Origin of the sequence: Streptomyces sp. AC550_RSS872, from assembly GCF_019049285.1 — a bacterium.
Classification (GTDB): domain Bacteria; phylum Actinomycetota; class Actinomycetes; order Streptomycetales; family Streptomycetaceae; genus Streptomyces.
Map to the genome: position 1 here is coordinate 13,339 of NZ_JAGMUL010000149.1, position 18,363 is coordinate 31,701.

Annotated in this window: 15 protein-coding genes and 1 pseudogene; 6 read left to right on the top strand and 10 right to left on the bottom strand. The window is 69.6% G+C overall.

Annotated features, from left to right (window positions below; genetic code table 11):
• Nucleotides 1–411: 411 nt before the first annotated feature.
• The 9 genes and pseudogenes from KUM44_RS37130 to KUM44_RS37165 all read right to left on the bottom strand — a co-directional run bounded on the left by KUM44_RS37130 (nt 412) and on the right by KUM44_RS37165 (nt 8,946).
• Entirely contained in the window at nt 412–843 is a 432-nt protein-coding gene (locus tag KUM44_RS37130) for a tetratricopeptide repeat protein (protein ID WP_217214174.1), read from the bottom strand.
• 25 nt (nt 844–868) lie between these two features.
• Nucleotides 869–1,452 (bottom strand): annotated as a pseudogene (locus KUM44_RS37135) (LLM class flavin-dependent oxidoreductase); the annotation flags it as partial.
• A gap of 188 nt (nt 1,453–1,640) precedes the next feature.
• A complete protein-coding gene (locus KUM44_RS37140) occupies nt 1,641–2,114 on the bottom strand; it encodes a MarR family winged helix-turn-helix transcriptional regulator (protein ID WP_217214175.1) in 474 nt (157 codons plus the stop codon).
• 55 nt (nt 2,115–2,169) lie between these two features.
• Nucleotides 2,170–2,379: a hypothetical protein gene (locus tag KUM44_RS46275; protein WP_254390673.1), complete on the bottom strand. Its 210-nt coding sequence runs from the start codon at nt 2,377–2,379 to the stop codon at nt 2,170–2,172.
• Nucleotides 2,380–2,426: 47 nt separating this feature from the next.
• Nucleotides 2,427–3,119, bottom strand: a complete 693-nt coding sequence (locus KUM44_RS37145) for an NmrA family NAD(P)-binding protein (RefSeq protein ID WP_254390674.1) — start codon at nt 3,117–3,119, stop codon at nt 2,427–2,429.
• A gap of 83 nt (nt 3,120–3,202) precedes the next feature.
• Nucleotides 3,203–4,669, bottom strand: coding sequence for a GH1 family beta-glucosidase (locus KUM44_RS37150; protein WP_217214176.1), 1,467 nt, complete (start codon nt 4,667–4,669; stop codon nt 3,203–3,205).
• A 446-nt stretch (nt 4,670–5,115) separates the two neighbouring features.
• Nucleotides 5,116–6,132, bottom strand: coding sequence for a LacI family DNA-binding transcriptional regulator (locus KUM44_RS37155; protein WP_217214177.1), 1,017 nt, complete (start codon nt 6,130–6,132; stop codon nt 5,116–5,118).
• A 490-nt stretch (nt 6,133–6,622) separates the two neighbouring features.
• Nucleotides 6,623–6,811: a YbdD/YjiX family protein gene (locus KUM44_RS37160; RefSeq protein WP_374202114.1), complete on the bottom strand. Its 189-nt coding sequence runs from the start codon at nt 6,809–6,811 to the stop codon at nt 6,623–6,625.
• Nucleotides 6,808–8,946 (bottom strand): carbon starvation CstA family protein, encoded by a 2,139-nt coding sequence (locus KUM44_RS37165; RefSeq protein ID WP_217214178.1) that lies wholly within the window; start codon nt 8,944–8,946, stop codon nt 6,808–6,810. Before KUM44_RS37165 ends, KUM44_RS37160 begins: the two co-directional genes overlap by 4 nt.
• 317 nt (nt 8,947–9,263) lie before the next feature.
• On the opposite strand from KUM44_RS37165, the gene KUM44_RS37170 reads away from it, so the two are divergent.
• From KUM44_RS37170 to KUM44_RS37180, 3 genes are read left to right on the top strand one after another with little or no spacing between them, the layout of a single operon-like run.
• Nucleotides 9,264–10,805 carry a sodium:solute symporter gene (locus tag KUM44_RS37170; RefSeq protein WP_217214179.1) on the top strand — a complete coding sequence of 514 codons (1,542 nt, stop codon included), beginning with the start codon at nt 9,264–9,266 and terminating at the stop codon, nt 10,803–10,805.
• A complete protein-coding gene (locus KUM44_RS37175; RefSeq protein ID WP_374202115.1) occupies nt 10,802–11,368 on the top strand; it encodes a SigE family RNA polymerase sigma factor in 567 nt (188 codons plus the stop codon). Before KUM44_RS37170 ends, KUM44_RS37175 begins: the two co-directional genes overlap by 4 nt.
• On the top strand, nt 11,365–11,652 hold the full coding sequence (locus KUM44_RS37180; protein WP_217214180.1) for a hypothetical protein: 288 nt from the start codon (nt 11,365–11,367) through the stop codon (nt 11,650–11,652). Before KUM44_RS37175 ends, KUM44_RS37180 begins: the two co-directional genes overlap by 4 nt.
• Before the next feature lie 253 nt (nt 11,653–11,905).
• Here KUM44_RS37180 and KUM44_RS37185 read toward each other — a convergent pair whose 3' ends face one another.
• The gene (locus tag KUM44_RS37185) at nt 11,906–14,137 is read right to left on the bottom strand and encodes an alpha-L-fucosidase (RefSeq protein ID WP_217214181.1); all 2,232 of its coding nucleotides are present in this window, start codon (nt 14,135–14,137) and stop codon (nt 11,906–11,908) included.
• 433 nt (nt 14,138–14,570) lie between these two features.
• Between KUM44_RS37185 and KUM44_RS37190 the strand changes: the two genes are divergently transcribed.
• From KUM44_RS37190 to KUM44_RS37200, 3 genes are read left to right on the top strand one after another with little or no spacing between them, the layout of a single operon-like run.
• Entirely contained in the window at nt 14,571–15,635 is a 1,065-nt protein-coding gene (locus KUM44_RS37190; protein ID WP_217214182.1) for a sugar ABC transporter substrate-binding protein, read from the top strand.
• A gap of 53 nt (nt 15,636–15,688) precedes the next feature.
• Entirely contained in the window at nt 15,689–17,251 is a 1,563-nt protein-coding gene (locus KUM44_RS37195) for a sugar ABC transporter ATP-binding protein (protein WP_217214183.1), read from the top strand.
• On the top strand, nt 17,244–18,290 hold the full coding sequence (locus KUM44_RS37200; RefSeq protein ID WP_217214184.1) for an ABC transporter permease: 1,047 nt from the start codon (nt 17,244–17,246) through the stop codon (nt 18,288–18,290). Before KUM44_RS37195 ends, KUM44_RS37200 begins: the two co-directional genes overlap by 8 nt.
• Nucleotides 18,291–18,363: the final 73 nt, after the last annotated feature.

Below are 18,363 nucleotides of genomic sequence, written 5' to 3' on the forward strand. Positions count from 1 at the left end.
GTGCCCCGCGGGTACGGCATCCAGGGGATGTCGGTGCAGGTCGGCAGCAGGGAACGCGCACCGCACGGCCCTCTCACCTCCGCTCGACGGCTCGCCCGCGTCCGGCGGGATCCGCTCATGGGTACCCGCCAGGCCCGCCTTGTCACCTCCGGCTCCGCTCCGGAAGCCGTCGGCGGTCCGCCGTCCGTGCCCGGCGAGGGCCGGGTGGCCCTGGCGCATCAGCCGTCCGCATGGTGTGCTGGAGGTGACGGGAAGGACCCGGAACGGCGCGGGGAAGCGGATGACGGCCGCGCACCGCGCAATCAGGATCCGCGAGAAGTGGATAGGGCCCTTCCCGCCCTCTCCTTCTACGGTGCCCCGCCCGCGCCGGACCCTCCGGCGACGCAGCGCGCTGTGCGCCGCCCGCGCCGCTCACGCGTCCTCCGGGAACTCACCCGCGAACGCGCCGGCCATGCGCAGCCAGGGCTCCGCCTCGGCCTGGCGCCCCTGGCGTTGCAGGGTGCGACCCAGCAACAGGTGGGCGTAGTGCTCCACCGGATCGCGCTCGACGATCTCGCGCAGCTGTTCCTCCGCGCGCCCCAGTTGCGCGGAGTGGTAGTAGGCACGGGCCAGCAGCAGCCGGGGTCCCGTCAGCTCCGGCGCCTCCTCGACCACGACCGCGAGCAGCTTCGCCGCACCGATGTAGTCCCGCGCCTCGAACAGCAGCAGGGCCCGCTCCCAGCGCTCGATGGTGCTCTCCTCGTGCGGCACCCCGGCCCCGTCGTCGAACAGGTGCAGCGCACTGGCCCAGCGGTCGGGCGCCACCCCGCCGGTCGCCGCGTACGCGTTGAAGTTGTCGGTCATCGTCTTTCGGTTCCTCTCGTGGGTGTCACGCCACCGGTCCGGTCGTCCGTGCGCGCTGCGCGTCACGGGCGGCGAGCAGGGAGGTGTGGGTGGGTGCGTCCGGGGCGTCGGCCGGCCGGTTCCTCGCGAACTCCTCGCGCAGCACGGGTACGACCTCCTGGCCGAGCATCTCGAGCTGCTCCAGCGCGGTCCTCGGCGGGATCCCGCCGCCGTCCACCGTGAACAGCTGGCGCTGGTAGTCGCCGAAGTGCTCGCGGAAGGTGAGCGTCTTCTCGATGACCTGCTCGGGCCTGCCGACGGTCAGCGGGGTCTGCTCCATGTACTCCTCCAGGGACATCCCGCCGCCCATCACCGGCGAGTGGTCGAAGACCGGGCGGAACTCCCGGATGGCGTCCTGGGAGTTGCGGCGCATGTATACATGGCCACCGAGTCCCACGATGGCCTGCTCGGGCGTGCCGTGTCCGTAGTGCGCGTACCGCTGCCGGTACAGGTCGATCAGCGATTTCGTGTGTTCCTTCGGCCAGGGGATTGCCGGATGTCGGGGTGGACGGGGCCGGTGTTGCCGCGTCCCGTCATCAGGTCGACCCGGCCGTCGGCCAGGTGCTGGAGCTGGTGAAGATGCCGAACTGCATCGCCTCCACTTCCTCCCGTGTTGATACATCAACTATGCCGCTGCAACGCGCCCCCGCACCCCGCTATTCCACGCGGCGCGGGAGTCACCGGCGCGGTGATCAACTGCCATGCCAGAGATCAGGCCGGCCACAGCACGCACCGAGGTGAGCCGCTCGACCGCCCACTCAGGACTGTGCCTCGTCCAGCTTGCCGATGACGCGTTCGGAGACCTCGGCCAGGACTCGCAGCTCGGCCGGCGTGACATGATCGATGAAGAGTTCACGCACCGCCTCGACATGACGCGGGGCGGCTGCCTCGATGGCGGCCCGCCCGGCATCCGTGATCACCACGAACGCACCCCGCCCGTCCTCAGGGCACTCCTCCCGCACCACCATGCCCCGCCCGGCCATCCGGGCGATGTGGTGGGACATCCGGCTCTTCTCCCACTCCAGCGCCCGTGCCAGATCCTGGTACCGCTGCCGCCCGTCCGAGGCGTCCGTCAGATGGACCAGCACCGCGAAGTCCGCAGCGGACAGGTTGGAGTCCGACTGGAGCATGCGCCCCAGGCGCCCACCGAGCCGCTCATGCAACCGGACGAAGCCTCGCCACGCGCGCTGCTCGTCCGCCGTCAGCCACCGCACGCCCTCTCGCTCTCCCATGGAGGCAGTGTAAACATAGTTGACAGTTCACCAATTGCCCGTCGCCGGTATCACGTCAGCCCACCTGGATGCGGGAGCCGTTCTCTGCCAGCCAGGCGTCGAAGCCCCTGAGCGCCGGGTTGATCTCGCGGAGCCGGTCCAGGTCGCGGGCGCCGGTGAACTCCTGGTCGAAGTCGCCGTAGTACTGGAACATGTTGGCGATCTCGTCGCCCGCGGGTACGCCGAGGCCGCGGAAGACGCCGTAGGGCACCGACTGGAAGCGCACCGGCTCGCCGATCGCCGCACCGAGCTTCTCCGCGTACTGGGCGCCGGTCAGGTGGTCGCCGCCAGGCTGACGGTGTGACCGATGAACCGCTCTCCGTTCTCGAGGATGGCGCGGGCCGTGCGGCCGATGTCGTCGACGTCGACGCCGGCCAGTAGCTTGCCGTCCTCCAGCGGCAGGGTCAGCGTGAGCACGCCGCCCTCGGCGCGCTTGGGGCCCATCATGGACAAAAAGCCCTGGAAGAAGAACGTGGTGTTCAGGAAGGTGGTCGGCACTCCGGCCTGCCGGAAAAGCTCGTTGGCCTCGCCCTTGGCATCGAAGTGCGGCACGTTGCACTTGTCCTGAAGGACGGGCATCCGCTCGTCCTCCAGCGGCAGCAGCTCGCGGGGGTCCTCCAGCGTCGACCAAACGACGTGCCGCAACCCGGCGGCCTTGGCGATCCGGACCAGGACCTCGATCTCCTGCGTCTCCTTGGCTGCCGAGCCGTGCGCCCAGAAGTTGGTGACGAGGAACGCGCCGTACGCGCCCCCGAACGCCTCGCGCACGGACGGCTCGTCGCAGAAGTCCGCCCGCACGACCTCAGCACCGAGCTCGGCCAGCTCCTTGGCCGCCGGGGAGTCGGGATTCCGGGTCAGCGCACGCACCGTGAAGCCCGATTCCGGATCGGCCAGGATCGCCCGTGCGGCACCGCCGCCCTGCGCACCCGTGGCTCCGGCGACCGCGATGACCTGCTTGTCACTCATGACAGCTGCTCCCGTGCCGGGTGAGACACGCCAACGGCTGTTGACACATCAACTGAAACACAGGGTAGTTGACGTGACAACTTCTATCGCGCGGAATCGGCCACGTGCCGTGCCGGCAACGGCGGGATGGTGCCCGTCACCGCGAGGTCCCGGTACCACAGGGCGCTGTCCTTCAACGTACGGCGCTGGGTCTCGTAGTCGACGTGGACGATGCCGAAGCGCTTCGAATACCCGTAACCCCACTCGAAGTTGTCCATCAGCGACCACACGAAGTAGCCGCGCAGATCGACGCCGGAGGTCAGGGCGCGGTGGGCGGCGACGAGGTGGCGGCGGAGGTAGTCGACCCGCTCGGGGTCGTGGACGGCGTACGTCCCGTCGGCGCGGGCGGTGACATGGTCGTCGAAGGCCGCTCCGTTCTCGGTGATGACCAGGGGCTGGCCCGGGAACCGGGTGTGCAGGTCCAGGAGGAGCTCCTCGAGACCGTCGGGGTCGATGTTCCAGCCCATGGCGGTGTGCGGGCCCGGCTGCTCGACGAACTCGACCTGGGGCGAGCCGGGCCAGGGGGAGCCGCCCATGTCCTTGTGGCCGTCGTTGTTCTGACGCGCTGTCGCACCGTCCCAGAGGCGGACGGCGGTGGTGGCGTAGTAGTTGACACCGAGCAGATCCAGGGGCTGGTGGATCTGGGCGAGGTCGCCGTCCTGGACGAACGCCCAGTCGGTGACCGCGGCGGTGTCCTCGATGAGGTCCGCCGGATAGCGGCCGCGCAGCAAGGGGTCGGTGAAGGAGCGGTTGGCCAGCGCGTCGATGCGACGCACGGCCTCCTTCCCACCCTCACCCTGGCCCCGCAGGACGTGGAAGTTGAGCGTGATGGAGTACTGCGGATCGTTGCTGGTGACCGCCCTGAGCTGCTGCACCGCAAGGCCGTGGGCGAGGTTGAGGTGGTGGACCGCGGTCAGCGCCGCGGCGCCGTCGGTGCGGCCGGGGGCGTGTGCTCCGGCTCCGTAGCCGAGGTAGGCGGAGCACCACGGTTCGTTCAGGGTCGTCCAGACCGTGACGCGGTCGCCGAGCGCCTCGCCGACGATACGGGCGTAGTCGGCGAAGGCGTGGGCGGTGGCGCGGTTCGTCCAGCCGCCGGCGTCTTCGAGGGCCTGGGGCAGGTCCCAGTGGTAAAGGGTCGCCACCGGCGCGATGCCCCGGTCGAGTAGGCCGTCGACCAGGCGACTGTAGAAGTCCAGCCCCTTGGGGTTGGCCGGGCCACGGCCGGTCGGCTGGATGCGCGGCCAGGCGATGGAGAAGCGGTACGCCCGCAGGCCCAGGGACGCCATGAGGTCGAGGTCGTCTTCGAGCCGGTGGTAGTGGTCGGCGGCGACGTCGCCGGTGTCGCCGTTCCAAGTCTTGCCGGGGGTCCGGGAGAAGGTGTCCCAGATCGAAGGGCCGCGCCCGTCTTCGGTGGCGGCGCCTTCGATCTGGTAGGAGGCGGTCGCGGAGCCCAGGACGAAGTGGGCGGGGAACGACAGGGGCTGGGCGGGGTCGTTCGGGAAAGTCGGCATACGGGTCTCTCTGACTCTCTGAAGGTCTCGACTGACGGGCCGGGTCCTGACGGACCGGACGGGTCGGCGGCCGTGGGACCGTCGCTCAACCCTTTGTCGGCCCTCCCACCCAGAACTACGGTGATGTTAACGTTAACAACTGTCAAGGTCCTCGCCGGACGAACCTCTTCCCCGACCGTCCTCGCCCTCGCCCGTCCGCTCGCCCGCTCCCCGCCCCGGAGTGCGCCCGTGCCGAGGTTCGTCAACCCCGTTCGGTCACCCGTCGTTCGCGTACCGACCCGGGCTCCCTGTCCGCCACTGCCGCGACCTGGTGAACTGGCGGACGCTGGGGCTCGTGGTGCACCGGCCGTCGCAGGTGTCATCGAGCGGCTGGACGTCCGGACGGCCTCTGGGCCGCACGGCCCCCGCCTGCTGACCTTCCTGCGCCTTTGAAGCGGCGCCGCGCCTCAGGGCTCCAAGCGGGGCGCGGCGGTGCTGCGTCGTACGACGAGTTCCGGTGTGATCTTCTGGCGTTCAGCGGCGTCTCCGCCCAGCATCCGCACGAGCAGCTCGATGGCGCTGCTGCCCACGTGGGCGAAGTCCTGGCGGACGGTGGTCAGGGCGGGCACGAGGTAGCCCGCGCCCTTCATGTCGTCGAACCCGACGAGGGACACGTCCCGCGGCACCTTCACGCCTCGCTCCGCGAAGGCGGCCAGTACGCCCATCGCCATCTGGTCGTTGCCCGCGAAGACGGCGGTCGGCAAGCCGGTGTCGGCCGTGCAGAGCTGGTGGGCGAGGCGGAATCCGCTCTCCGCGCTGAAGTTCCCTTCGAGCAAGGGGCCCTGCGCTCCCGCGGTGGCGAGTTCGGCCTGCCAGCCGTCGACGCGGGCCCGGGCGTCGAAGGTGCGCAAGGCACCGGTCAGATGGGCGATGTGCCGGTGCCCGAGGCCGAGGAGGTGCCGGACCGCGAGCCGGGCGCCGAGTTCCTGGTCGACCTCGACGAAGCTCAGCTCGGGGTGGGGCACGCTGCCGGACATCACCACGGCCACCGGCACTTCGAGGACGAGGCCGGACAGCGCCTCCACGGCGACGGGATTGTCGGCGACGACCGCGATCGCCTCGACCGACTGATCGGTGAGCCGTTGCAGCGTCTCCACGAGGTCACCGGTGGTGCTCTCACCCTGCCGACTCGCCAGACTCACCCAGTAACCGGCCTGCTTGGCGGCCGTCTCCACGCCGAGGAGGATGCGGGGCAGCTCGAACAGCTCCGACCCGACGATCACCACACCGATCGTCGAGGAGCGACGGCTCTTGAGTGCCCTGGCCACGCTGTTGCGACGGTAGCCGAGCTTCTGGATAGCGGCCTCGACGCGGGCCCGGGTCTCCGGCCGCACCGACGGGTGTCCGTTGACCACCCTGGAGACGGTGATGTGCGAGACGCCGGCCTCCCGCGCCACGTCCATCATTCCCGGTGGCCGGTTCATCTCACTCGTCCCTCTGCCCTCGACCCCAGCACGTGGCCCTGCCTCCAAGGCCGATACTGCCACAGGCCTCGGTGCCGGATCCCCGTACGAGGTTGGCGTGGTACAGGCCGGCTCCTTCCGTGCAGGACCGGTCGAGGTTGAACAGCACGACCATGCCGCCCACGACCGGAGAAGGGCCGTACGGACATCGGCGACCGCTTTCAGCCGGTCCTGAGCGGCCACGCTCGCCCCACCGAGATCATGGTCGACCGCCACCCCCGGCACGACGACCAGCACCGCCCCCAGAGCGGCCGGCCCCACTGTTCCGGCCAGCACGACCGCGAGGGCGCGACGCACGGCCGCCCACGCGCGCCGTGCCCCACTCCCGCGGTCCGACTCCCCCGTATCCATGGGCATGGGAGCCCAGGCGCCGCTCCCCCGTCCGGTTCGGGCGCGCCGGTTACTGGACCAGGGGCCGCCACCCCGGGGTGCCGCTGACAGTCCTGTCCGCTCAACAGCAGCGGCTGTGCGAGCGGGTCTCCTGGTGGAAGGTGCGCAGCACCTGGAATTCCCGGCGGGTCGGTACCGGGGCGAGGGGGTGGTGGCGTCGGTGCCGCTCGCAGTAGCGGTCGTACGCGGACTCTCCGGTCAGCTCGCGCAGATACCAGCGCACGGCGCGCATCCAGCGCCGGGTGTTCACGAGCGGGCTCCGACCAGTGGTTCGGCGGGGTGGCCGGGTGCGTCGATGCGGGACTCGACGTACGGGGCCTCGGTCGTCGGCAGCGGAACGGGGGACCGTACGGCGCGTACGCAGACCACCGCCGCGTTGCCGATCACGACGGCGACCAGCAGCAGGAAGAGGGCGATGAGGACGCCGTCGACGGTGGAGTTGGTGACCACTGTGTGCATGTCGGCGGCTGTCTTGGCGGGGGCGAGGATGCGGCCGGCTTCCAGGGCGTCGGCGTAGTGGTCCCGTTGGGCGAAGAAGCCGATCTTGGGGTCGGCGGAGAAGATCTTCTGCCAGCCGGCGGTGAAGGTGATCGCGGTGACCCAGGCCAGGGGGACGCCGGTGACCCAGGCCCAGCGCAGCCGTCCGGACTTGACGAGGACGGTGGTGCAGACGGTGAGGGCGATGGCGGCGAGCAGTTGGTTGGCGATGCCGAAGAGCGGAAAGAGCTGGTTGATTCCACCGAGCGGGTCGGTGGCCCCGGTGTGGAGGAAGTAGCCCCAGGCGGCGACGACCAGGCCGCTGCACAGCCAGATCCCGGGCGTCCAGTTGACCCGGCCGAGCGGCTTCCACACGTTGCCGAGCATGTCCTGGAGCATGAAGCGGCCGACCCGGGTGCCGGCGTCCACCGTGGTCAGGATGAACAGTGCCTCGAACATGATCGCGAAGTGGTACCAGAAGGCCTTCATCGCGGTGCCGCCGAGAACGTCGGAGAAGATCTCCGACATGCCGACCGCGAGGGTCGGGGCGCCACCGGAGCGGGCGATCAGGGTCTGTTCCTGTACGGCGTGCGCGGCGTGGGCCAGTTGGTCGGGGGTGATGGTGAAGCCGAGACCGGCAACGGCCTGGGACGCCGACTGGGCCGTCGTGCCGAGGAGGCCGGCGGGTGCGTTCATGGCGTAGTAGAGGCCGGGTTCGAGGGTGGCGGCGGCGATCAGGGCCATGATCGCGACGAACGACTCCATCAGCATGGCGCCGTAGCCGATCATCCGGACCTGGGACTCCTTCTGGATCAGCTTCGGTGTCGTACCGGAGGCGACCAGGGCGTGGAAGCCGGACAGCGCGCCGCAGGCGATGGTGATGAACAGGAAGGGGAAGAGGGAGCCGGCGAAGACCGGGCCGGTGCCCGAGGTCGCGAACCCGGTGACCGCGTCCGCCCTCAGCTCCGGTGCGGCGACCACGACGCCGATCGCGAGCATCGCGATGGTGCCGATCTTCATGAAGGTGGAGAGGTAGTCGCGCGGGGCCAGCAGCATCCACACGGGCAGTACGGAGGCGACGAAGCCGTAGCCGATCAGGCAGAAGACGAGTGCGGTCGGGCTGAGCGTGAAGGCGTCGGCCAGCGAGGACTCCTGGATCCAGCGCCCGCCGACGATGGCGAGGAGCAGCAGTGCCACCCCGATGACGCTGGCCTCGACGACCCGGCCGGGACGGATGCGGTGCATCCAGAACCCCATGAACAGGGCGATCGGGATGGTCATGGCGACCGAGAAAGTGCCCCACGGGGAGTGTGCGAGCGCGTTGACCACGACCAGGGCCAGCACTCCGAGCAGGATGATCATGATGGCGAACACCGCGACCAGGGCGGCAGCCCCGCCCGCCCGGCCGATCTCCTCCCGGGCCATCTGCCCCAGCGACTTGCCGTCCCGGCGCATCGACAGGAACAGCACCACCATGTCCTGCACCGCCCCGGCGAAGATCACCCCGGCCACGATCCACAGCGTGCCGGGCAGATAGCCCATCTGGGCGGCCAGGACCGGTCCGACCAGCGGGCCGGCGCCGGCGATGGCGGCGAAGTGATGGCCGAGCAGCACCCGGCGGTCGGTCGGCTGGAAGTCGACGCCGTCCTCCAGCCGTTCGGCCGGGGTGGCCCGGCGGTCGTCCGGTTCGAGCACCCGGCGGGCGACGAACCGCGCGTAGAAGCGGTAGGCGATGGCGTACGAGCCGAGCGCGGCGATCACCAGCCAGACCGCGGAGATCCGCTCGCCCCGGGCCAGCGCGAGCACGCCCCAGGCGACCGCGCCGAGCAGGGAGACAGCGGTCCACAGCAGAATGGACTTCGCGGACTTTCGTGGCTTTTCGGGCGCGTCAGGGATGGTTTCCGGCATGGCGGCTCCTCACCTCTACGGGTGTGTACATGAACGTGGATCGTGAATCGGCGAAACGTGGACCGTGATCAGCGATGTCCCGACGCGGGTGCGAGAAGCGGTGCGGCGACGGCGACACGCCGTAGCCGGTCATGCCCGGTTCGTGCCATGACCTGCGCTCCTCTCCCGCTCACTGTCGGTCTGTGCAAGAGTTGCCGGACGCCCGGAACCGGTTGACACCGAGTTTCCAGAAGTTTTCCCGCCGGTTCCGTGTCCTCCGTTCCGGCCACCCGCGCAACTCTTGCGCGAGGGATCAGGCACACCAAGGACGGTGACCCATGGCCGACGGCACCATGACCGCGACGTTCCTCGTCGTGATCGGCGGAGCCTCGCTGCTCGCCGTCACCGCACGGCGACTGCGTCCGAGCGACCGGCTGCCGTCCCTGGAGGGCTGGGCGCTGGCCGACCGCGGCCTGGGTCCGGTGTGGACCTGGTTCCTGCTGGGCGGCACGATCTTCACCGCGTACACCTTCACCGCCGTACCGGGTCTGGCGTACGGCAACGGCGCGGCCGCCTTCTTCGCCGTGCCGTACACGGTGATCATCTGTCCGCTGGCCTTCGTGCTGCTCGGCCGCCTGTGGGCCGTGGCCCGCACCCACGGCTATGTCACCGTCGCCGACTTCGTGCGCGGACGGTACGGGTCGCCGTCGCTGGCGCTGGTCGTCGCGCTCACCGGGATCCTGGCGACGATGCCGTATCTGGCCCTCCAACTGCTCGGCATACGAGCCGTGTTGACGGCCGGCGGGGTGTATCCGCGCGGAGCTGCCGGGGACCTGGTGATGGTGGCGCTGTTCGCGGGGCTCGCGGTGGCCACGTACCGGCACGGGCTGCGGGCACCCGCCGTCATCTCGGCGCTCAAGGCGGCGGCCGTCTTCGTGTCGCTCACCGCGGTGACCTGGCTGGTGCTGGCGCGGCTCGGCGGCCCCGGTGCCGTCTTCGACGGAGCGGCCCGACGGCTCGGCAGTCCCGCCCTGCTGCTGACTCCGGCCCAACAGCCCGCGTACGCCACCCTCGCGCTCGGCTCCGCGCTCGCCCTGCTGATGTATCCGCATGTGCTGACCGCCGGGTTCGCCGCCGACGGGCCACGGACCCTGCGCAAGGTCTCGGTGGCGCTGCCCGCCTGGACCGGGCTGCTCGCCCTCTTCGGGTTCCTCGGCGTCGCGGCGCTCGCGGCCGGGGTGCGGGCGCCGGAAGGCGGGGCCGAGGCGGCCGTGCCGATGCTGGTCGACCGGCTGATGCCCGGGCCGCTGGCCGGGCTGGTGTTCGGCGCGATCATCGTCGGGGCGCTGGTCCCGGCGGCCGTGATGTCGATCGCTGCCGCGACCAGCTTCGTACGCAATGTGTACGTCGAGTACGTGCACCCGACGGCCACGCCCAAGCGGCAGGTCCGTATCGCCAAGGCCGTCTCGCTGACCGCGAAGGCCGGGGCGGTCGCGTTCGTCTTCGGGCTGCGCGACCAGGACGCGATCAACCTCCAGCTGCTCGGCGGGGTCTGGATCCTCCAGATCTTCCCGGCCGTCGCCGTCGGTCTGTACACCGGGCGGCTGCATCCGAGGGCGCTGCTCGCCGGGTGGGGCGTGGGCATGCTGGCCGGGACCTACCTCGTCGTCCACGAGGGGTTCTCCTCCATCGTGACCGTCGGCTTCGGTCCGCTCGACGTCTACGCCGGCCTCGCCGCTCTGCTGCTCAACCTGACCGTCGCGGTGGCCGGCACCGCCGTACTCGAACGTATCGGCGTCCCGCGCGGTGCTGATCTGACCGACCTGCCGTCCCGCCTGACCCTCAGGCGGCGCCCGGAGACGGGAGCGAACCAGCCGTGAGACGCAGACACCCGATACCGGTGCAGGAACCGCCCCTCGAGGAGCTGACGCCCGCGCCGCCCGACCCGGAGGACCTGGAGCGCGAGGCCGGACTCGCCCGGCTCTTCGAGCTGCACTACGCCTCGATGCTGCGCCTGGCCGTGCTGCTGGGCGCGGACGACCCGGAGAACGTGGTGGCCGAGGCGTACTACCAGATCTACCGGAAGTGGCGGCGTCTGAGGGACACCGAGGCGGCGGAGGCGTATCTGCGCTCCACAGTGTGCAATCTGACCCGGATGCGGATCCGGCACCTCCAGGTCGCCCGCAAACACGTGGAGAACCCACCCGAGGAGACCGTCGTCTCCGCGGAGAGCGCGGCCCTGCTCCGCGACGACCAGCGCGTCCTGATCGACGCGTTGCAGCAACTGCCGGCCCGGCAGCGCGAGGCGCTCGTGCTGCGGCACTGGCTCGGACTGAAGGAGGGCGAGATCGCCTCCGCGATGGGCATCTCCTCCGGTTCGGTGAAGACGCACACGGCACGCGGCCTCGCCGCGCTGACCCAGGCGATGGAGGCCCGGCGATGAACCACACCGACCCGGACCGCACGGAGCGGGAGTTGACCGAGGCCCTGGCCGCCCTCGCCCAGGGGGTGCAGGCCGCACCGGACGCCTACCGCACGGCACGCGGCGAGTGGCTGCGCCGCGAACGCCGTCGCCGGCTCGTCCTCGCCGTGCTCATCGCCGTCGTGTTCGCCCTGGCCACGCTGATCGGTCTGTGGGTGCTGAACCAGGCACCTTCCGATCCGGGCGTGATCTTCTCCGGCCTCGGCACAGGTGCCGCCTTCCCCGGACACGGTCCCGGTGCGTGAGCGCACGCCGATGGAGAAGGCAGCGGTCACCTTTCCGAGGCGTGTCCGGACGCTCAGCCGCGTCATTCGACACGGTCCATACGAAAACCGACCGACGTGGCGTCGGTGAAGGCGTCACCCGTCGTCGGGATCTCAGCCGGCGATGATCTGCCACTGCCGGCGTGTCAGCGACGCGTACGGCTGCTGCTCGACGTTGCCGCCGTCGGCGCGGGAGAGCCCCCCTTCAGGCGCGGCCCTCCCGCTGGGCTCCGAATCAGACGGCCGTGAAGGTCCACAGCAGGTTGGTGCTGCTGCCGTACGTCCACTGCTTGGTGACGGAGCCCGAGTCGACGCTGCCGCCGCCGTCGAGGACCAGGCCGGTGGTGCGGTTGGCGATCGTGTAGCGGTCGCCGCCCCGGTGGGTGATGGTCCACTGCTGGTTGGTGCCGCCGTTCCAGGGGGCCTGTCTGGCTGGAGAGCCGTCGGCGGTGGCGCCCCAGCCGTCGGCGACCATGCCGTTGGTGCGGTTGACCAGCCTGTAGTAGCCGCCTCCGACCGCCTCCGCCTGCCACTGGAGGTTGGAACTGCCGTCCCAGGTCCACTGCTTGAGGTTGGACCCGGAGGCCACGTTGCCGCCGCTGTCCAGGGCGAGGCCGTTGGTGGCGTTGGTGATCCGGAAGTACGTCGCCGGGTTGAACTGGACCCTCAGCGAGGTGATCCGATCGTTGTTGCCGGTGACCCGCAGATCGGGGTTCTCGGCGCTGAACGTCCAGGAGGTGCCGGTGAAGTTGTCGCCGGAGTAGCCGATCACACGGTAACCGGGGGCCGGCCGCAGGGAGGAGAGCGTGCCGGCGCCGAGTCCGGCCGCGGCCAGGTCGGCAGCGGTGTGGTCGCCGACGGTGAACACGGCGGCGTTGCCCGTGTAGTTGACGTCCGTGAAGGCGACGGCGCCGGCGAGCGGCCGCAGGCCCGGGATCGTGCCGGAGAAGGTCAGCTTCAGCACGTAGGCGCCGGCGCTGTACGGCGCCGAGGAGGGCAGGGTGACGGTGAGGCCGGAGGAGTTCTGGGTCGGTGTGGGCAGGTCGATGTAGGTGCCGGCGGTGGTGCCGAGGAGCTTCACCGAGGACAGCGAGGAGAGGTTGATCCGGTCCGAGGCGAGGGTCTTGATCGTCAGCGAACTGCCGGGCCACCCCAGGACGGTGGCGTACAGGACGGTGCCCGCCTTGTTGCGGGTGAACCGGATGTCCTGCGGTGTGCCGGCGTGCGGGGTGGTGAACGATCCGCCGCCCATCTTCGTCGGGCCCTCGCCGTACGCGGTCCAAGCGCGCGTCGCGTAGATCGCCTCGCCGAAGCGCTTCAGGTGGTCCCCGATGCCGAGGAGGATGTCCTTCTGCGCCTGGGGGATGGTGCCGTCGGCCATCGGCGCGATGTTCAGCAGCACATTGCCGTTCTTGCTGACCCGGTCGATGAACGAGTGGAGCATCTGCTGGAACGTGTAGTAGCCGATGCCCTGCGTGTAGCACCAGCTGCTGCTGGAGATGCTGTCGTCGGTCAGCCAGTACGGGGTGGTGAGGTCGGCCGGGCCGCCGCGCTCGTAGTCGAAGACCTCGCCCTTGCCGTTCATGCCGTCCTTGTACGTGGCGACGACCTCACGGCCCCAGCTGTTGGCCTGGTTGTAGTAGTACGCCAGGAAGTTCAGGCGCTGTTGCTCGTCGACGGCGTCCAGGTTGAAGTCCTGCCACAGGATGTCGGGCTGGGCGCGGTCGACGACCTCCTTCAGCTTGTCGAACCACAGCTGGTTCTGCGCCGCCGGGCCCAGTTGGCCGTAGAGCTTCTTGAGGCTGGGGTCCGTCTGGGCGGGGGCGAACTCGTAGAAGCCGGTGAAGTTGTACGCGTGGTGCATGGCCACCAGCAGCTTCAGGCCCTTGGCGCGGACGGCCGTGGAGAAGAGCCGCAGCAGGTCGAGACCCGGGCCCTTCTTCACCGAGTTCCACTCGTTGACCTGGCTGTCCCACATGGAGAAGCCGTCATGGTGCTCGGCGACCGGGCCGGCGAACCTGGCGCCGGCGTCGACGAACAGCTGCACCCACTCGTCGGGGTCGAACTTCCCGCCGGCCGACTTCAGCTTCGGCGCGAACTTCACGAAGTTGCCCGCCAGGTCCTGAGCCCCGTTGATGAAGTTGTGGTAAGGCCAGGCCGATGGCTGGCCGTAGGTCGCGATGTGGTGCTGGTTGGCGGAGTCGTCGGCCCGGTACATGTTGCGCGGGTACCACTCGTTGCCGAAGGCGGGGACGCTGAAGACGCCCCAGTGGAAGTAGATCCCGAACTTCGCGTCCTGGAACCACTCCGGGGCCGGTGGGTGCTGGTCGAGCGAGTTCCAGTCGGGCGTGTACGTGCTGGGCGCCGCGTGGGCGAAACCGGCGCTGAACAAACCTCCGGCCATGGCCGCCGCGGCCACACTGGTGGCGCCGGCCAGGAAGTGGCGTCTGTTGATCGAACTCGACATGGAGACATCCCTGGTGCGGAAGGGGACAGGGGAATGCAGGGCGTCGCTTGTTACGCATGAAGGTCCGTCATGTCACCGTGGGATGTCAACGGGTGTGCAGGGATGAAAAGCACTGCTGGGCCAGGCTATTGACCCGCTTTGCGTCATGTTTCGTACGATTTGACACTGGCCAAACATGGCATGTCTGCCAGGATCTCATGGCCGATCGACCTCATCCAGTGGCGAGAATTGATGGGATGGATCTTGGCCCGTGTGGCGTCACTCGCTTACCGCAGGGTGGGCTGTGAGCTGGAATTTAGCAGCGAGTCACGCAAGGGGGTGGACAGCCCATCAGAAGGGCACCTATAAACATCCCATCTCTACCGCACGGCGATCAACAGATGTCGTCGAGGCGGAACATCTCCCGCTACGGGACTGGCGCGAGGAAGCATCGATGAGGCTCAGAACCGCCCTCTGTTCAGCCGTCTCTGCCCTGTCCGCACTGGCGCTGCTCAGTGCGTGCGGCAGCGGCTCCACCACCGCTGCGTCGTCGGGCGGCAAGCCGCTGGTCGGCGTCGACTACCCGCGCTCCGACACCGACTTCTGGAACTCCTACATCAAGTACACGCCCCAGTACGCCAAGGAGCTGGGCCTTGACCTGAAGACCACCAACTCGCAGAACGACGTCGCCAAACTCACCGCCAACGCGCAGACGTTCATCAGCCAGGGCGTCAAGGGCCTCGCGATGGCCCCGCAGGACACCGCCGCAATCGCCCCGACCCTCGCGCAGATGGAGGCGAAGAAGATCCCCGTCGTCACCGTCGACACCCGCCCCGACACCGGCAAGGTGTTCATGGTCGTGCGCGCCGACAACCGTGCCTACGGCGAGAAGGCCTGCCAGTACCTGGGCACCAAGCTCGGCGGCAAGGGCAAGGTCGTCATGCTCCAGGGCGGTCTGGACTCCATCAACGGCCGTGACCGCACCGAGGCGTTCAACGCGTGCATGAAGAAGAACTACCCGGACGTCAAGGTGTTCGGCGAGGCCACGAACTGGGACGGCGCGGTCGCCGCGCAGAAGCTCCAGACGCGGCTGACCCAGCACCCGGACATCAAGGGCGTCTACATGCAGTCCAGCTTCGCCCTGTCCGGGACCCTCCAAGTGCTCAAGCAGAAGGGCCTGCTGGTGGGCCCGGAGGACAAGAAGCACGTGTTCGTCGTCTCCAACGACGGCATCCCCGAGGAGCTCAAGTCCATCGCCGACGGCAGGATCGACGCCACCGTCTCCCAGCCGGCCGACCTCTACGCCAAGTACGCCCTGTACTACCTCAAGGCCGCGATCGACGGAAAGACGTTCAAGCCGGGCAAGACCGACCACGACAGCACCATCATCCAGGTCCGCGACGGCCTGCTCGAGGACCAGCTCTCCGCCCCGCTCGTCACCGCCGACGGCGGCACCTACGGCGGCGTGCCCAGCGTCAAGAGCGACGACAAGTCGCTGTGGGGCAACAACCTCGGCTGACCCCTGACCCGATCACTCGGAATCCAACAGCTCACGAGAACAAGGCGGTTGAGATGAGCGACGGGGAGCGAGCTGTCACCCCCGCGCCCGCCCCGGCGGACGACGGACGGGTCCCCTCGGACCCGCCCGTCGTCGAGGCGACGGGCATAGTCAAACGATTCGGTCCGACGGTGGCCCTGAACGGCGCCCGGATCACCATCAGGCCAGGCGAGACCCACGCGCTCGTCGGCCGCAACGGAGCCGGCAAGTCGACCCTGGTGTCGGTCCTCACCGGTCTGCATGCCCCCGACGAGGGAACGGTGACCTTCGGTGGCGAGCCGGCCCCCCGGCCCAGCGACCGCGACGCCTGGCGGCAACGTGTGGCCTGCGTCTACCAGAAGTCGACGATCATCCCCACGCTGACCGTCGCCGAGAACCTCTTCCTGAACCGGCACGACCACGGACGAGGCCGGCTCATCAGCTGGCAGGCCACCCGTCGCCGCGCACAAGAGCTGCTGTCGACCTGGTCGGTGGACGTCGACCCGCAGACCCAGGCCGGTGATCTGAACGTCGAGCAGCGGCAGTTCGTCGAGATCGCCCGGGCGCTGTCCTTCGGCGCGCGGTTCATCATCCTCGACGAGCCGACCGCCCAGCTCGACGCGGCTGCCATCAACCGTCTCTTCGACCGCATCCGCGACCTGCAACGCCAGGGCGTCACCTTCCTGTTCATCAGCCACCATCTCCAGGAGGTCTACGAGATCTGCGACATGGTGACGGTGTTCCGCGACGCCCGGCACATCGTGACCGCGCCGGTCGCGGAACTGGGCCGCGCCGACCTCGTCGCCGCCATGACCGGCGAGGCGGCGGCCGACCGGCGCGAGGACCGGACGAGCACCCTCGACGCCAACGCCACTGCCGCACTGAACGTCCACGCCCTGCGCGGCGACGCCTATCACGATGTCAGCTTCCGGATCGGGGCCGGCGAGATCGTCGGCCTCGCGGGCGCCGCCGGCAGCGGGCGCACCGAAGTCGCCGAGACCGTCGTGGGGCTGCGGGCGGCGGGCGGCGGCGACGTGGAGATCGCCGGGACACGGCCCAGGCCGGGCAGCGTGCCCGCCGCTCTCGCCGCCGGCGCCGGGTTCGTCCCCCAGGACCGGCACCACCAGGGCTTCGTTCCCGACATGTCGATCGCGGACAACGCCACACTGTCCATCCCGAAGCGGCTGGGCCCCAAGGGGTTCCTGAACCGCAGCCGCCGGGACCGGCTGGCGGAGGGCCTGATCGACAACCTCGCGATCAAGACTCCCGGCCCCGAACTGCCCGTGTCCGCCCTGTCCGGCGGCAACCAGCAGAAGGTCGTCATGGCCCGTGCCCTGGCCGACGATCCGAAGCTGCTGGTTCTGATCAATCCGACCGCGGGCGTGGACGTGCGCTCCAAGGAGTTCCTCCTCGGCAAGGTCGAGGAGACCGCGGAATCCGGCACCGGAGTGCTCATCGCCTCCGACGAACTCGACGACCTGCGCATGTGCGACCGGGTCCTGGTGATGTTCCAGGGCCGTGTGACCTCAGAGATCGCCCGCGGCTGGCACGACCACGACCTCGTGGCCGCGATGGAAGGAGTGGCCCTCAATGCCTGAAACCGCCCTCGCGGACACCGCCGCCGCCAAGGCCCCCGAGCCTGGGCAGCCGAAGCGGACCGCACTGCTCGGCGGCCGGATACCCCTGGCTCGGCTGCGCGACCTGGCGCTCGTCCCGGCCATCGTGGTCATCGCCATCGTCGGACAGATCGTCAACCCGGTCTTCCTTCAGGCCGACAACCTCATCAACGTCCTGCAGACCATGTCCGAGATCGCCCTGCTGGTCCTCGCCCAGACGATGGTCCTGATCGTCAAGAAGATGGACCTGTCGCTGGAGTCCACCATGGGCCTCGCGCCCGGCGTCGCCGCCTGGCTGGTGGTGCCGGTCGGCGCGGGCCACGGACTCGGACTGCTCTCCGGCGCCTGGGCCATCCCCGTCACCCTCGCCGTGGGCGCCCTCGTCGGCGTGATCAACGCCCTGCTGATCATCCGCTTCGGCCTCAACGGCTTCATCGTCACCCTCGGCATGCTGATCGTGCTGCGTGGTGTCCTCACCGGTATCTCCGGCGGCCAGACCTTCTTCCAGCTGCCGCCGTCGATGCTCTACCTCGGCACCGCACAGTGGTTCGGGATGCCCGCGTCCATCTGGATCTGCCTGGTGCTGTTCGCCGTCGCGATCGTGGTGCTCGGCTGGACGAGCTTCGGCCGCTCGCTGTACGCCATCGGCGGCAACGTCGACGCCGCGAAGGCGGCCGGCATCCGCACCGACCGGGTGCTGTGGATCGTCATCGTCACCGGCAGCGTGCTCGCCGCCCTCGCCGGACTGATGCTCTCCGGACGCCTGGCCTCGGTCGCCTCGGCGCAGGGCAACGGCTACATCTTCACCGTCTTCGCCGCCGCCGTCATCGGCGGGATCAGCCTCAACGGCGGCAAGGGCACCATGTTCGGCGCGTTCAGCGGCATCCTGCTGCTGTTCATGATCCAGAACGTGCTCACCCTCGCCGGCATCCCCGCCCAGTGGATCGGCGCCCTCAACGGCCTGATCATCCTGGTCGCGCTGACCATCTCACGCATCACGGGCGGCAAGGTCCAGGAGTGATGCGGGCGGCCGTCCAGGCCGCCCGACACCCTCCGCCGCACGCCACATCTCGTCGCAAGGGGCCGTATCGCCC

Bases quoted from the DNA above. Each gene is read 5' to 3' on its own strand.
- KUM44_RS37130 (WP_217214174.1), bottom strand. From the start codon at position 843: ATGACCGACAACTTCAACGCGTACGCGGCGACCGGCGGGGTGGCGCCC.
- KUM44_RS37140 (WP_217214175.1), bottom strand. From the start codon at position 2,114: ATGGGAGAGCGAGAGGGCGTGCGGTGGCTGACGGCGGACGAGCAGCGC.
- KUM44_RS37145 (WP_254390674.1), bottom strand. From the start codon at position 3,119: ATGAGTGACAAGCAGGTCATCGCGGTCGCCGGAGCCACGGGTGCGCAG.
- KUM44_RS37150 (WP_217214176.1), bottom strand. From the start codon at position 4,669: ATGCCGACTTTCCCGAACGACCCCGCCCAGCCCCTGTCGTTCCCCGCC.
- KUM44_RS37155 (WP_217214177.1), bottom strand. From the start codon at position 6,132: ATGAACCGGCCACCGGGAATGATGGACGTGGCGCGGGAGGCCGGCGTC.
- KUM44_RS37165 (WP_217214178.1), bottom strand. From the start codon at position 8,946: ATGCCGGAAACCATCCCTGACGCGCCCGAAAAGCCACGAAAGTCCGCG.
- KUM44_RS37170 (WP_217214179.1), top strand. From the start codon at position 9,264: ATGGCCGACGGCACCATGACCGCGACGTTCCTCGTCGTGATCGGCGGA.
- KUM44_RS37180 (WP_217214180.1), top strand. From the start codon at position 11,365: ATGAACCACACCGACCCGGACCGCACGGAGCGGGAGTTGACCGAGGCC.
- KUM44_RS37185 (WP_217214181.1), bottom strand. From the start codon at position 14,137: ATGTCGAGTTCGATCAACAGACGCCACTTCCTGGCCGGCGCCACCAGT.
- KUM44_RS37190 (WP_217214182.1), top strand. From the start codon at position 14,571: ATGAGGCTCAGAACCGCCCTCTGTTCAGCCGTCTCTGCCCTGTCCGCA.
- KUM44_RS37195 (WP_217214183.1), top strand. From the start codon at position 15,689: ATGAGCGACGGGGAGCGAGCTGTCACCCCCGCGCCCGCCCCGGCGGAC.
- KUM44_RS37200 (WP_217214184.1), top strand. From the start codon at position 17,244: ATGCCTGAAACCGCCCTCGCGGACACCGCCGCCGCCAAGGCCCCCGAG.